Source organism: Sinorhizobium sp. B11, assembly GCA_039725955.1.
GTDB lineage: Bacteria > Pseudomonadota > Alphaproteobacteria > Rhizobiales > Rhizobiaceae > Rhizobium.
On the sequence record CP091034.1, the window covers coordinates 2867112 to 2880906 of the forward strand.

The 13795-nt window shown below is 61.5% G+C and carries 16 protein-coding genes; 3 read left to right on the forward strand and 13 right to left on the reverse strand.

Going from position 1 to position 13795, the window contains the following annotated elements:
* Positions 1–147 precede the first annotated feature (147 nt).
* The 7 genes from LVY75_24305 to hemN all read right to left on the reverse strand — a co-directional run bounded on the left by LVY75_24305 (position 148) and on the right by hemN (position 7022).
* Positions 148–1083: a lipid A biosynthesis lauroyl acyltransferase gene (locus LVY75_24305; protein XAZ21931.1), complete on the reverse strand. Its 936-nt coding sequence runs from the start codon at positions 1081–1083 to the stop codon at positions 148–150.
* A 5-nt stretch (positions 1084–1088) separates the two neighbouring features.
* A complete protein-coding gene (locus LVY75_24310; GenBank protein XAZ21932.1) occupies positions 1089–2117 on the reverse strand; it encodes a zinc-binding dehydrogenase in 1029 nt (342 codons plus the stop codon).
* 57 nt (positions 2118–2174) lie between these two features.
* Positions 2175–3461 (reverse strand): beta-ketoacyl-ACP synthase, encoded by a 1287-nt coding sequence (locus tag LVY75_24315; GenBank protein ID XAZ21933.1) that lies wholly within the window; start codon positions 3459–3461, stop codon positions 2175–2177.
* Between the two features lie 12 nt (positions 3462–3473).
* Positions 3474–4679: a beta-ketoacyl-ACP synthase gene (locus LVY75_24320; protein XAZ21934.1), complete on the reverse strand. Its 1206-nt coding sequence runs from the start codon at positions 4677–4679 to the stop codon at positions 3474–3476.
* The gene (locus tag LVY75_24325) at positions 4680–5174 is read right to left on the reverse strand and encodes a beta-hydroxyacyl-ACP dehydratase (GenBank protein XAZ21935.1); all 495 of its coding nucleotides are present in this window, start codon (positions 5172–5174) and stop codon (positions 4680–4682) included.
* A 115-nt stretch (positions 5175–5289) separates the two neighbouring features.
* Positions 5290–5607 (reverse strand): acyl carrier protein, encoded by a 318-nt coding sequence (locus LVY75_24330; GenBank protein XAZ21936.1) that lies wholly within the window; start codon positions 5605–5607, stop codon positions 5290–5292.
* A gap of 68 nt (positions 5608–5675) precedes the next feature.
* On the reverse strand, positions 5676–7022 hold the full coding sequence (gene hemN, locus LVY75_24335) for an oxygen-independent coproporphyrinogen III oxidase (protein XAZ21937.1): 1347 nt from the start codon (positions 7020–7022) through the stop codon (positions 5676–5678).
* A gap of 191 nt (positions 7023–7213) precedes the next feature.
* On the opposite strand from hemN, the gene LVY75_24340 reads away from it, so the two are divergent.
* Positions 7214–7936, forward strand: a complete 723-nt coding sequence (locus tag LVY75_24340; protein ID XAZ21938.1) for a Crp/Fnr family transcriptional regulator — start codon at positions 7214–7216, stop codon at positions 7934–7936.
* 5 nt (positions 7937–7941) lie between these two features.
* Here the strand turns inward: LVY75_24340 and LVY75_24345 are convergent, their stop codons facing one another.
* From LVY75_24345 to LVY75_24365, 5 genes are all read right to left on the reverse strand, one after another.
* Positions 7942–8370: a L,D-transpeptidase gene (locus tag LVY75_24345; GenBank protein ID XAZ21939.1), complete on the reverse strand. Its 429-nt coding sequence runs from the start codon at positions 8368–8370 to the stop codon at positions 7942–7944.
* Positions 8371–8506: 136 nt separating this feature from the next.
* Positions 8507–10015 (reverse strand): winged helix-turn-helix domain-containing protein, encoded by a 1509-nt coding sequence (locus tag LVY75_24350; protein XAZ21940.1) that lies wholly within the window; start codon positions 10013–10015, stop codon positions 8507–8509.
* A gap of 77 nt (positions 10016–10092) precedes the next feature.
* The gene (locus LVY75_24355) at positions 10093–11004 is read right to left on the reverse strand and encodes an agmatinase (protein ID XAZ21941.1); all 912 of its coding nucleotides are present in this window, start codon (positions 11002–11004) and stop codon (positions 10093–10095) included.
* A 19-nt stretch (positions 11005–11023) separates the two neighbouring features.
* Positions 11024–11479, reverse strand: coding sequence for an SRPBCC domain-containing protein (locus LVY75_24360; GenBank protein XAZ21942.1), 456 nt, complete (start codon positions 11477–11479; stop codon positions 11024–11026).
* 1 nt (position 11480) lies between these two features.
* Complete coding sequence (locus tag LVY75_24365; protein ID XAZ21943.1) at positions 11481–11807, reverse strand: metalloregulator ArsR/SmtB family transcription factor; 327 nt, start codon at positions 11805–11807, stop codon at positions 11481–11483.
* A 184-nt stretch (positions 11808–11991) separates the two neighbouring features.
* Between LVY75_24365 and LVY75_24370 the strand changes: the two genes are divergently transcribed.
* Together LVY75_24370 and LVY75_24375 are read left to right on the forward strand one after the other, a co-directional pair.
* Positions 11992–12216, forward strand: coding sequence for a hypothetical protein (locus LVY75_24370; GenBank protein ID XAZ21944.1), 225 nt, complete (start codon positions 11992–11994; stop codon positions 12214–12216).
* 101 nt (positions 12217–12317) lie between these two features.
* Positions 12318–13442: an MFS transporter gene (locus tag LVY75_24375; GenBank protein XAZ25818.1), complete on the forward strand. Its 1125-nt coding sequence runs from the start codon at positions 12318–12320 to the stop codon at positions 13440–13442.
* Here LVY75_24375 and LVY75_24380 read toward each other — a convergent pair.
* Complete coding sequence (locus LVY75_24380; GenBank protein XAZ21945.1) at positions 13439–13795, reverse strand: hypothetical protein; 357 nt, start codon at positions 13793–13795, stop codon at positions 13439–13441. The two genes, LVY75_24375 and LVY75_24380, sit on opposite strands and share 4 nt — an antisense overlap.

Sequence of the window (13795 nt, forward strand, 5' to 3'; positions counted from 1 at the left end):
ATGCTTCATGCAAGATTACGCCTTACGGTAGGCACTTTACGCGCCCTAGTAGAGACGCGTAACATGAACCGTGCTCATTTTCAACTGACGCAAACCTGTCGCTTTTCACCGATTATAAATCGGGAGCAAAAACTTACAGGCAGAATCTTACAGGCTGACGGAACGTTTGATATCCCACCGGTCGTGATACCACAGCCATTGGGCCGGGTATTCGCGCACCCAGCTTTCCACCTTGTCATTCATCATCTGCGCCGTGGCGGGAAGGTCCAGGTTGCCCTTCTCGTCGCGCGGCATTTCCATCTTCGGCTCGATTTCAAGCCGGTAGCGATTGCCCGGAAGACGGATGCAGCGGGCAGGATAGACCTCGCAATTGAACTGGCGCACCAGTTTCGGCAGCAGCGGATTGGTCTTGGTTTCCAGGCCGAAGAACGTCGTCTTCAACCCGCGGCTGAATTTCTGGTCGACGAGCACCCCAACGCCCTGCCCTGCCTCGAGCTGACGGGCAAGCGCAAAGGAAGAGCCGGCATGCGAAGGCACCAGCTTACCCATGCGGCCGCTGCGGAAATCAAACACCTTCTGCGCCACATAAGGATTGTTCGGCGGGCGAAAGAGCACGGTCACACTGAGACCGAAAGCGTTACCGGCGACCGGCAAGAGCTCGAAATTGCCGGTATGGCCGGTAAAGACGATGAAGGGACGCGGATTGTCGCGCAGTTCCAGGAAGATCGGAATGCCCGAGACTTCCACTCTGCCCGGCTTGTCGCTCGTTGGATCGAAATCGAATAGCTGGTCGAGAAAAACATATTCGGCCGCGAGCCGGCCCATATTGCCCCAGCTTTCGAGCGCGATCTCTTCCAGCTCGGCATCGCTCTTTTCCGGGAAGGCCCGGCGCAGATTGTAGAGCATCAGCTTGTGGCGCTTCAGCCGCTTGCCGACCCGGCGCGTCAGCCAATCGGCAAAGCGCATGGCGCCGTCAGCCGGGAAAAGCTTGAGGAAGTTCAGGAAGCCGAACATCAGCTGCGCCACCAGCCATTGCTGGAAGTGCCTGAGCGCCAGAACGATCCTCGTGATGAAAAGCTTCACGCGGATCAGTCCATCTTCAGGATGATCTTGCCGAAGATCTGGCGGCCTTCCATGCGCTCCAGCGCGCGGTCGATATCGTCGAAGCCGACTTCGGTATCGATGACGGGATGAACGAGGCCACGGCCCATCTTCTGCATAGCGTCGGCCATGTTTTCCATGCGGCAGCCGAAGGAGCCCAAGAGCTTCAGCTGCTGCTGGAAGAGCATCATCAGGTTCATCTCGGTCGAAACACCAGAGGTCGAGCCGCAGGTGACGAGACGCCCGCCGCGCTTCATGCAGAGCATGGAGCCTGCCCAGGTATCCTTGCCCACATGTTCGAAGACGACATCGACGCCCTTCTTCTTGGTGAGCTTGCGCACGACGCCCTCGAAACGGTCGGTGCGGTAATTGATGACGTGATCGGCGCCGAGCGCCTTGGCCTTCTCGATCTTGTCGTCGGAGCCGACGGTGGTGATGACGGTGCAGCCGATCTTCTTGGCAAGCTGGATCGCCGCCGTGCCGATGCCGGAGCCGCCGGCATGAACGAGGATCGTCTCACCCGGTTCGAGCTTGGCATTGTCGAACAGCATATGCTCGACCGTGCCGAAGGTGACCGGTGCAAGGGCTGCGCCGATCGCATCGACGCCGGGAGGTGCGGGAACCAGCAGACGCGCCGGCAGGTTCACCTTCTCCTGCGCAAAACCATCGAGATGGAAGCCATGCACGCCGGAGACATGTTCGCAGAGATTGTCGCGGCCTTCGCGGCACGGGCGGCAGAGCCCGCAGGTGCGCGCGCCATAGATCGACACGAGCTGGCCAGGCAGCACGTTCGCTACGCCCGGACCGATCGCCTCGACGACGCCAGAGGCTTCCGCGCCGATGACGAGCGGCATCTTGCGTTTGGCAAAAGCCATGCCGCGCCAGCCCCAGACATCGATATGGTTCAGGGCAACTGCCTTGACGCGCAGCGTCACTTCGCCGGCCGACGGTGCATCCGGTTCCGGCAGGTCGGTGATCTCAAGCTTGCGGTCATCGATCAGTTGCAAAGCGCGCATGGCAAAACCTCTCGCCTCTGGGGCGTTTTTTTTATCGGTTGATTTGTCGGGAACCGCTTATGCCGGTTCGAGCGCCATGACAAGGCTTGCGTTCTGCCCGCCGAAGCCGAAAGAGTTGGAAAGCACGGCCGAAACCTGGGCTTCCCGCTTCTTGTTCGGCACGACATCGAGAACGATCGACGGATCCGGATTGTTGTAGTTGATCGTCGGCGGCAGCGTGCCGGATAGCATCGTCTGCAGCGAGAACACCGCCTCGACCGCTCCTGCCGCCGTCAGCGTGTGTCCGATCATCGATTTGTTCGAGGATACCGGAATGCCGACCAGCCTTTCGCCGAAGACGGCGGACATGGAGCCGTATTCCATCTTGTCGTTTTCGGGCGTCGAAGTGCCGTGCGCATTGATATAGCCGATATCGTTCTCGCTCATGCCGGCATCGGCAAGCGCTGCGCGGATCGTGGCAATCGCCGGACCGCCATCGGGCGAAGAGCGCGTGCGGTGGAAGCTGTCGGCCTTGTCGCCGGCGCCCTTCATGATGCCGAGCACCCTGGCGCCGCGTGCGATGGCGGATTCAAGCGATTCCAGCACCAGCGTCGCCGCACCCTCGGCAATGACGAAGCCGTCGCGATCCTTGCTGAAGGGCTTTGAGGCCTTGGTCGGCGGATCGTTCTGCGTGGAAAGGGCCGAAAGCAGCGAGAAGCGGATCAGCGCTTCCGCACTCAGCGAACCGTCGGTCGCAACCGTCAGCGCGCGCTCCGTGCGGCCCTGGCGGATCGCCTCGATACCGAGCTGGATCGCCGTCACACCCGATGCACAGGCCGTCGACAGCGTCACCGGCAGGCCGCGCGTGCCGAAGCGGTCGGACAGGCGCTCGGAGATCGCGCCGAACAGCGCTGCCTCATGGAAGGCCGGATCGGGACGCTGGCGCATGGCGGCTAAAAATCGCTCATAGGCATCGCCGGGATGATCGGCGGCCGGCGAACGGTCGGCAAGCTCGAAACGGGCGCTCCATTCCGGCTCGATCGGCGGCGCGGCCAGGAACAGCGGACCGTTGAAATCGCCGGAAAGACCGGCATCGGCAAGCGCTTCGATCGTCGTCTCGCGCGCAAAGGCATAGGAGCGCTCGACAGCGTTCGGCACCGGGATGCCTATGAAATCGACCGTGCCGGCAATGCGTGTCGAAAGACCGTCGGTCGGGAAGCGGGTGATATCGTGAATGCCCGATGTGCCTGACGAAAGGGCTGCCCAATTGTCCTTCAAACCCTGGCCGAGCGAAGTGATGATGCCCATGCCGGTGACCGCGACGATCGGACGGCCGAGATGATCCTTATAAGCGGATGCTGTCATTTCAGTCACTCCTCACGCTTCTGCCGAGAGAACGGCGACGCCTTCGCCGCGCTGATGTCCAACTGTCGTTACGACGGCAGCCTTCGTAGCTGATTTCATCGGTGCCTCGTGCGCGGCATCGAAAGGCGGAACCTTGGCCTTGGCATCGATGGCAAGCGCTGCGAGTCCCAGACCGAGCGTGAACTGCGCCTCGAGCGTGTGACCGGAAACGCCGCCGAAGCCGCGGATCGCGGCGCCCGGAAGCTGATGCTCGAGCACTGCCTTTTCGCGGGCAGCAAGCTCATGCATGCCGGTCGAGCCGGAGAAAACCGCCGTGCTCTCGGCCGGCAGATCAGCGGCAGGCTTCAGCAGCCGCTCCATGCGCACTTCGAAATTGCCCCCGGCGCGATTGCCGCGATCGCCTTCGACGGCACCAATCGCTGCATAGATATGCGCGCCGCGCTCTTCTGCATGTTTGCGCGATTCCAGCACCAGGAAGGCGCCGGCGGAACCCAGGATTATGCCACCGCCCTCAAGGCCGGTGCGCGACCAGAGCGGCGCCCAGTCGCCGCGCGTATTGGCGCCGATCGATTCGGTCAGCAGGATCATGTCCTGACGCTCGGCAGCAAAGGCGGCGCCGACGAGCGCATGGGTGGATTCGCCCGACTTGATGCGCCAGAAGGCCGTCTCGACGGCGGAAACGCCGGATGCTTCCTCACCCATGAAGGTGCGCGAGGAGCCGGTGACCTTGTGAACGATGGAAATATTGCCCGCCAGCAGGTTGGAAAGCTGCGCCAGGAACAGCGTCGGGCGCAGCTCCGTCGTCAGCTTCTCGTTGAGCAGCAGCTCGCGGTCGTTGCGCTTCAGGCCCTCGTCGACGATCAGCGTATCGACATTGATGTCGCGTTCGCCGCCGCCGGCTGCAACGATCATGTCCATCGTGCCGCAGGCTTCGAGATCATCCTTGAAGCCCGCATCGTCGAGCGCCAGACCGGCCGCAAAAACGCCGATGCGCTGCCAGTTTTCCATCTGGCGCTGGTCGCCGCGCTTGGCGATCTGCTGCGACCAGTCGATCTCAGGCAGCGGATGGACCGGATAAGGCTTGAACTTCTCGGTTTCGACAATGGTCGCGGGCGCGGCATCGGCCGTCAGCAGCGCAATATGCGCATCCTTGCCGACGCCTTGACAGGTTACGATGCCGACACCGGTGATGACGACGTCATTGGCGGCCTTGCTCATCTATTCACTCCCCTGGGCTTTCGCCCGCTGCGCAGCGATGGCGTCCATCAGGCCCACTTCGCCGGCACGTTTCTTGACGATATCACCGAGCGGAATTTCGCTGAACGGCATGGTGCGCAGCTTGAGCTGCGCGTCGCAGACCTTCTTGCCGCCGCTGGTGATCTTTGCCTTGGTGACGGCAAAACCGGAGCCGTCATGTTCGAGGAAAGCCTCGATGTCGAGCACCGCTTCCGGCTCGACGAAGGTGCGCATCTTGGCGCCATCGACCGACATCAGGAAGGGCATGGACGTAAAATCGGTGGCGGCAAGCACCAGCATGCCGGAAGCCTGCGCCATGGTTTCGATGAGAAGCACACCGGGAACGAGCGGCATGCCCGGGAAATGCCCTTCGAAAACGGGGCTCTTGGCCGGCACGACCGAGCGCGCAACGAGCGTGCGCTTCTCAAGGTCCACCGCCTCGACGCGGTCAATCATCTGGAAATATTCCAGCAGCATCAGACTTCTCCGGCGCGACGCGCAAAAGCCCGTCGGAAGGCCTACTTAGGAACAAAATCGCCCGGCCGCCATATCAATGGCGGCAGGGCGTGAAAAAAAACCTGATGACTTGGCGTCAAGCCTTGGCGGCGCGCAGTTCGTCGATCTTGGCACAGAGGTTCTTCAGCACGAAGTATTCTTCGGTGGAAACCTTGCCTTCATTGACTTCCTGCGTCCACTTCTCGAGCGGAATCTTGATGCCGAATTCCTTGTCGATGGCGAAAACGATATCGAGGAAGTCGAGGCTGTCGATACCGAGGTCGTCGATCGTGTGGCTCTCCGGCGTGATCGTTGCGCGGTCGATCTCGCTGGTTTCAGCAATGATGTCGGCAACTTTATCGAATGTAGCGGTCACTCGCTCTACCTCTTGGGAAATGAAGATTCCCCTCCTCATAGGCAAATCCATTTCAAAAGCCAATGCTTTCGTCCCGGTTGCAAGCCAATTTGACGAACAGGTGTTGCTTAAACAGCAATGGAATGGCGCCCTTTGCCCTCGGCGAGATAGGCATCGAACCATGAAGCGACCACCCGGCTAAGGACTTTTCCGCTCTCCGTGATGCAAAAGCAGTCCGTCTCGACGGCACAAAGACCGTCCTGATCCATGGCTGCAACGCGCCGCGCCTTCGATATCAGCGGCTCGGCCGCAGCACCGAATTTCTGCCTGAGATCACGGAAGGAAAAGCGGAAATCACACATCAGCCGCTCAATCACATGGCCCCGCAGCCGGTCATCGTCGGAAAGCGCAATGCCGCGCACCACGGCAAGCCCGCCGGCGTCGGCCATGCGCTGATACTCGCCCGTCGCGGGTATGTTCTGCACGTAACCCTGCGGCAATCGCCCGATCGAGGATGCGCCGAGCCCGATCAATACCGGCGCCTTGTCCTCCGTATAACCCTGAAAATTGCGGTGCAGGCGCCCCTGCCGGGCTGCAACCGCCAGCCCGTCGTCAATCTTGGCGAAATGGTCGATGCCGACGGGCTGGTAGCCTGCCGCGCGTAGCATTGCGGCGGCATGCGACATCTGCCGGAAGCGTTCGGCCGCATCGGGCAAGGCCTCCTCTGCGATCATCGTCTGGTGCTTCTTCATCCACGGTACATGGGCATAGCCGAAGAGCGCGATCCGGTCCGGGTCGAGTGTCAGGATATCGGAGACGGTGCGCTCAAGGCTTTTGAGCGTCTGGTGCGGCAACCCGTAGAGCAGGTCGCAATTGACGGAGCGAACGCCCCTCGCCCTAACGGCATCGACGACATCCTTGGTCTGCTCGAATGTCTGCAGCCGGTTGACCGCCTGCTGCACGACGGGATCGAAATCCTGCACGCCGAGGCTTGCCCGCGTCAGGCCGACCTCCGAGAGCGCCTCGTAGCGCGCCTCGTCGAGATCGTTCGGGTCCATCTCCACGCTGATGGAAGCATCCGCGTCGAACCGGAAGCGTGCCTTCAGATGGCCGACGAGGTCGATCATATCCTCGGGCTTCAGCATGGTGGGCGAGCCGCCGCCCAGATGCAGCGCGGTGATGCGCGCCTCGGGGATCAGTTGCGCCACCATGTCGATCTCGCTCTTCAGCGAGCGCAGATAGGCGGCAATCGGCTCGTAGCGCAGCGTCTGCTTCGTATGGCAGGCGCAGAACCAGCAGAGCCGGTCGCAATAGGGAATATGCACGTAGAGCGAAACCGCGGTGCCGGGCGCAATCTCGTCCAGCCACAGCGCATATTCGCCGGCTCCTATACTTGCGTTCAATTGCGGCGCTGTCGGATAGCTCGTATAGCGCGGAACAGGACCGGAATATTTCTTCAGCAGATCTGTTTTCAAGGCCGGAATTTCCTTCACGGATGTTCCCCTTCAAATAAACCTGCTGAAAAAGGAAACTTTGACATGGATCAAATCGGATCCGTGGCGGAATTGATAAAGATCAAGACGTAACCGCAAGAAATCGGGATAGATGACCAGCGGGCCAAGGCGTATCACGAACGCAGGCCGAATGGTCGGATCGGGGCATCGACATGGATATCGCGCGCAGTGAAGATCCAGACATAAGCATTCCCGCAGCGTGCCGCGTCTGCGAGGCACGCCACGGCGTCGTCTGCAGCGCGCTGACGACCGCACAGCTTCGCGAACTCTGCAAGCATTCGATGCGCCGCAAGATCGATGCAGGCAGCGAGATCGTCGCCCAAGGTGAGGAAGTTTCGTCCTATTCCAACATCATGAATGGCGTGGTGAAGCTCTGCAAGGTGATGCCCGATGGCCGCCAGCAGATCGTCGGCCTGCAATTCGCGCCCGATTTCATCGGTCGCCCCTTCCTGCCGGAAAGCACGCTGTCAGCCGAAGCGGCCACGCCGGCGGAAATCTGCGTCTTTCCCCGCCGCCTGCTCGATCGCATGATCACGGATACGCCGGAACTGCAGCATAACCTGCACGCCCAGGCGCTGAAGGAGCTCGATGCTGCGCGGGAATGGATGCTGACACTCGGCCGCCGCACGGCCCAGGAAAAGGTCGCAAGCCTTCTCTATCTCATCGCCACGCATGCGGAGCCGGAAACGACCTGCAGCACGGCTTTCGATCTGCCGCTCTCACGCGCCGAAATCGCCGATTTCCTGGGGCTGACGATCGAAACCGTCAGCCGCCAGATGACGAAGCTGCGCAAGCAGGGCGTCATCCGCATCGAAAACAACCGGCATATCACCGTTCCCGATATGGACGAGCTGGAGCGTCTGATCACTGCGTGATGTGATTACCGCGTGATGACCACGCGCGTATTGGCGAGACCGTTTTCCCGCGTCATCGAGAAGAACTCGGCCGCATTGGCAGGATCGAGGCGCACGCAGCCATGCGAGGCCGGTGTGCCAAGCCGCTTGCGCTCGAAGGTGGCGTGAACGGCATAACCGCCGTTGAAGAACACGGCGAACGGCATCGGCGCATTGTCGTATTTCTTCGAGCGGTGATCGCGCGACAGCCACTTGGCGCTCCACGAACCCGTCGGCGTGGAATAACCCTTGCGCGCGGTGGAAACCTTCCAGCGATACTTCACCCAACCATTCTCGGTAACGGTCATCGTCTGCTTGCTGAGGCTGACATTGGCAACCAGCGTTGCTGCCTCAGCCGCAACGGGAGAAAATTGCAATAACAATACTGCGGTCGCCGCCGCCAAAAACGTCTTCATGGTCGTCCCTCTATCGAACCTTTAAAGGCTTTTTTCTGCCTAACGAGGGAGAGACTACGACAATACTTCCTATTTTGCTTTAACTCGAATGGTAATCACATTTTTAACAAGGATGGCTATTTGGCGGCACTCCGCCTTACTCCGGAAACCCGGCCTTGCGGTATCCATCGACGAAATGCGCCAGGGTCGCCGCGTCCCGGAACGGTTCCGTCGCCGCCCAATGGCTGATCGAAAATTGCGGGTTTGCAACGAGGAAGAGTTCTGCTTCGCTGCGCGCTTCGTCCAGCCGGCCGAGCTGCGCAAGGCCTGCAGCCAGGAAACGGCGTGAGCTCGTGCGATAGGTCTCGTCGCGCCGCAGCGTCTCGACCACTGCTTCATAGTCGCGGGCGGCATATTGCGCCTGACCGAGCGTCAGATAATACCAGCTGGCCGGAAACGGGTTCAGCCGGAAGGCCTTGCCGATCTGTTCGAGACCTTCCTCGATCCGCCCGGCGAGAACGGAAATGTCCGACAGCGCCGCCCATGTGTCGGCCTCGTTCGGGTCGAGTTCGATCGCCTTTTCGAACTCCGCATCCGCCTCCGTAAAACTCCGCTCATAGGCAAGGAGATAGGCAAGCACCCAGCGGCAGCCGGCATCGTTGGCATCGAGCGCCACCGCCTTGCGCGCCAGTTCCAGCGCCCTGCCGCGATCGGCCTTGGTCGGACCGCCGCTATGCACCCATCCCATCCAGTGGTTCAGCGCAAGCCAGCGATGCGCCTCGGCATAATCAGGATCGAGCGCAATCGCCCGCGTCAGCATCAGCTGCGTTTCCCGCGCAGTTTGCGGCGCATCGTCCATCAGCGTGCGCGCCCGCACGCAGAGATCATAGGCCTCCAGATTCTTCGGCCGATTGCGTGGCGGCAGAGGGCGCAGCCTGCCAAGCAGCGCTTCGACGATCTTGCCGGTGACTTCGTCCTGAACTGCAAATATATCCTCAAGGCTGCGATCGAAACGCTCCGCCCAGAGATGATCGCCGCTTTCGGCATCGACGAGCCGGGCATTGATACGCACGCGCCCGGCGGCCCGTCTGGCGCTTCCGTCGAGCAGATAGCGCACGCCGAGTTCGCCTGCGATATCACGCACATCCATCGCCCTTCCCTTGTAGGCGAAGCTCGAATTGCGGGCGATGACGAAGAGATCGGAAGTCCGGGAAAGATCAGTGATCAGGTCTTCGGTCAGCCCATCCGCAAAATCTTCCTGCTCCGGATCGCCGCTGACGGTGACAAAGGGCAGAACGGCAATCGAGGGTTTGTCCGGCAGCGCCAAATGCTTCCGCTTCTCGCCGCCAAGCTGTCTTATACTGCCGGTGAAGCGGTAGCCGATGCGCGGAACCGTCGAGATCCATTCGCCGCCATCCGCGGCAGGCCCCAGAAGCTTGCGTAGCTGCGCGATCTGGACGGTGAGATTGCCCTCCTCGACCGCCGTGTCAGGCCAGGCCGCGTCCATCAGCTCGTTCTTGGCCAGGATTTCGCCGGGCCTCCCGACAAATGCGGCAAGCAGCCTTACCCCGCGATGCCCGACCGCAACGGGATCTTCGTTCCGCAGAAGCGTTCCCGCCTCCGGATCAAGCACGAACGGACCAAAGGCAAAACGCGCTCCCTGCATGGCGCGCATCCTAGAGGCTTTCATGCCAGGTTGGAACCGCTCTGCCTGATGCCGATGCGACGACAGCAGGCAGTGCTTCAGCCCTGCCTGACGATGGCGCCGATCGCGTTGACGAGCAGGCGCGATGCGGTGAGCGCTGACAGGCCGTCAATATCGGCCGGAGGATAAAGCTCCACGAGGTCGAAACCGGCGATGCGCGCCCGCCTGCCGAGCCCGGCAATCAGGTCGATCGCCTGCGTATAGGTGAGCCCACCCGGGCTGCGCGCCGCTACTCCCGGCATGATGCCAGGATCAAGGCCATCGCAATCGAGAGTGACGACGACCCGCGCGCCCTCGGGAATATGCTGCAAGGCAGCTTCGACACCGCCGGCATGAACCTCGCGCGCCGTGACGAAACGGCTGCCATAGCTTAGTGCGGCTTCGATCTCGCTCGGCCGCGCACTGCCGACGCCACGCATGCCGACCTGGACGATGCCGGCGACATGCGGCATCTCGCTGACCCGTCGCATCGGGTTCGAATAGCCATGGCGCTCGCCATGAAGTTCGTCGCGCCAATCGATATGGGCATCGATCTGCAAGACCCAGACAGGCCCGTGATCCGCAAAGCCCGCAAGGAAGGGAATGGGCACGGAATCATCGCCGCCGAGCAGGATCGGCACGGCCGGCAATGCCAGGATCTCACGCGTCTTCGCCTCGATCCGTCCCCGGTTGCCGGCATTGTCATGCATGATGGTCTCGATGTTGCCGGCGTCCACGCAGGAGACCGGCCCGCCGCCAAAGAGCGGACCGCCGAGATCGAAATCCCAGTGCTCGACGAGACCGGCATCCTCCCGGCTCGCGGCGCGGATGGCGGCGGCCGCGAGCGCATAGCCGCTGCTGTCCTTGCCGGGATAGGTGCTGCCGTGCGCGGCCGAGAAGATCACCGCATGCGGCGTGCGGCCATCGGCGAAGCGATCGGGAAGACCAAGAAAGGAAGATGGGGCCGTCATGTCCTGATGTCCTGATGCGTCATGCCGATAGTCTCGTATCCGTTGCCAGGAAGTCCTCCAGCGATTTCAGCAGCGACGTCCATCCGTGTTTGCGGCCGTCTGCGCCGTCACTCGGAGGAATGACACACATCTGTTCGGTATATGTCATCCGGGTGCCGCCGCCGTGATCTGCAAATATGACTGTGGCAAGCGACACCGTGTGAACCCTCCCATTCAGCGCCATCGAATAGGCAAAGACGATCCGTTCACGGTCCTTGATCTCGAAATACCGCGTTTCGTTGGTGTGCGTGCCCATATCCGAGACATGCGTGAGATGCTCGGCCCCGCCGGGCCAGAATTCCAGTTTGGTCATCCCGTTGCCGAACCACGCTTTCTTCTTCTCGATCAGCGCCCAGGCGGACCAGACATGGTCGCGGCAATTCGGCAGGACGCGCTCGATTACTATCGTTTCGTGAACTTGTTCCGGACTCGTCATTTCATTGCTCCTGATTAAGAAACGTGGCCAGGCGATCGAAGCGATCCTCCAAGGCCCGGCGATGTGTGTGCACCCATGACTCGACCCAACCCAGTGCATCCGGCGAAAGACTGACGGTCCGAACCCTGCCCGATTTGACGGATGTTACAAGCTCGGCCTCTTCGAGAACCCGCAGGTGCTTGAGAAAGGAAGGGCGTGCGAGATCAAAGGGTTCGGACAGTTCGGAGACCGACGCAGGGCCCCTCACGAGCCTTTCGACGACCGCGAGCCGCGTGGGATCGGAGAGAGCGCCAAAGATACGGGGCAAGTCTGGTTGATACGTAGCCATATGGCTACCTAAGCATGGGGCGGCCTCGCTGTCAATATAGGTAGCCAAATGGCAACCTTTCGACGGTTTGGAAATTTTTGAGAACTTTTTGGAAGCGCTTAATTACGGGGCCCGCCGCATCGTCCAGACTCCAGGCTCGTTCGAAGGCGAAGGTTGCGAACCTTCAATGCCAATGGAGGTAATCATGAGCGATTGCTGCACCCTTGCATGCGCCCCGCATCGCAGATCGTCGCGTCGGTATCAGGGTCCGTTCATCCCGGCAGGCGTGATCGCACGCTGGTTCCGGCAGATCCTCATCCGCCGGCAATGGAAACAAAGGTCGAAGATCAGCCCCGCTCTGCTCGACGATATCGGCCTGACGCCGCAACAGGCAGGGTTCGAGGCCTCTGGGTTCTTCTGGCACGTGTGAGGAATGTCGCGATGACGGACGATCGCCAGTTTTCGCTGGCAGCAACAATCGACGGGTCGGCAGCGACACCGCCGCAAGCTGCGCGCCTCCCATGGGCCGCGATGACAGGCATCATCGTCACCGTCACGGTCTTCGCCATGGCGCAAGGCCTGACCTATCCGCTCCTGAGCTTCATCCTTGAGCGGCAGGATACACGATCCGGCCTGATCGGCTTGTCGGCAGCGATGACACCGACAGGCTTCATCGTCTCGGCCCCCTTCATTCCTGCTCTGTCGCGCCGCTTCGGCGCCATCAGGCTTGCCATCCTCTGCTCGGTCCTCGCAGCCCTGAGCCTGATCGCCATTGCCGCGATCCAAGACGTCTGGGCCTGGATGCCGCTGCGCTTCCTGCTCGGCGTCTTCGCCAATCCACTCTACGTCATCAGCGAAACCTGGCTGCTCGCCATCACGCCCGCCGCGCGCCGCGGCCGCATCCTGGGTCTCTATTCCTCGGTCGTATCAGGCGGATTCGCCCTCGGCCCGCTATCCCTCGGCCTTGCCGGCACGGAAGGCTGGCCACCCTTCCTGATCGGTATCGTGGCCTTCCTCCTCTGCGGCCTGATCGTCTTTGCCGTCGCAAGGCGCCTGCCCGCCATGCCCCAGGAGGGCGAAGCAACATCGGTTGCCGGTTTTTTCCGGCTTGCGCCGCTCCTGCTCCTTGCCGTTTTCGTCGCCGCCGGTTTCGAACAGGTTCTGCTCGCCCTCTTCGCCGTCTATGGCGCCGCCCTCGGCAGCCCCGAGCAGCGCATCGCCGCGCTGATCACCTGTTTCATCGCAGGCAATGCGGCACTGCAGATCGTGCTCGGCCGCCTCGCCGAATTATTCGGCTCGCGCCGCACACTTTTCGCCTGCGTGCTGACGTCGCTCGCCGGCTGCCTGTTCCTGCCCGTGCTGTTCGACACATGGCTCATCTGGCCGCTGTTTTTCGCCTGGGGCGGCGTCTCCTTCGGCATCTACACGCTGTCGCTGATCCAGCTCGGCGAGCGCTTCACCGGCCAGTCCCTGATCGCCGGCAACGCCGCCTTCGCCCTCGTCTGGGGCCTCGGCGGCATCGTCGGCTCGCCCGCGACGGGCATGGCGATGCAACTGGCAGGCCACCAAGGCCTGCCATTGTCGCTCGGCCTGTTGAGCGGAGTGCTGGTGATGTTGCTGATGATTAAGGGACGGCGTGCCCCCCAAAGTTCCTAGGAATTCGGATATTTGCCTGGGATCGGCGGGCTCCCCCAGGGGCCGACATCACTTCCGGTATCCAGCACATCGAGCTGCCGCTGGACAGCCTCGTCCAGCCCATCCTGCAGGGATTGGAAGTGATCGATCACACCATATTGCGTCCATGCCGATCGATTGAAGCCATGTTCGAACTGATTGTAATAGATCACCGTCGAACCGATCAGCGCCACGACCCAGCACCGGTCGTGGCCAGGCAATTCCCATTCCTCGGGCGGCCGGCGGATCGCATCCCAGAAACGCCGCTGCCGGAAGGACATGGAAGTCCAGCCATCATTGATCTTCTCCCACAGCTGTTCTTCCGGATAGGACAT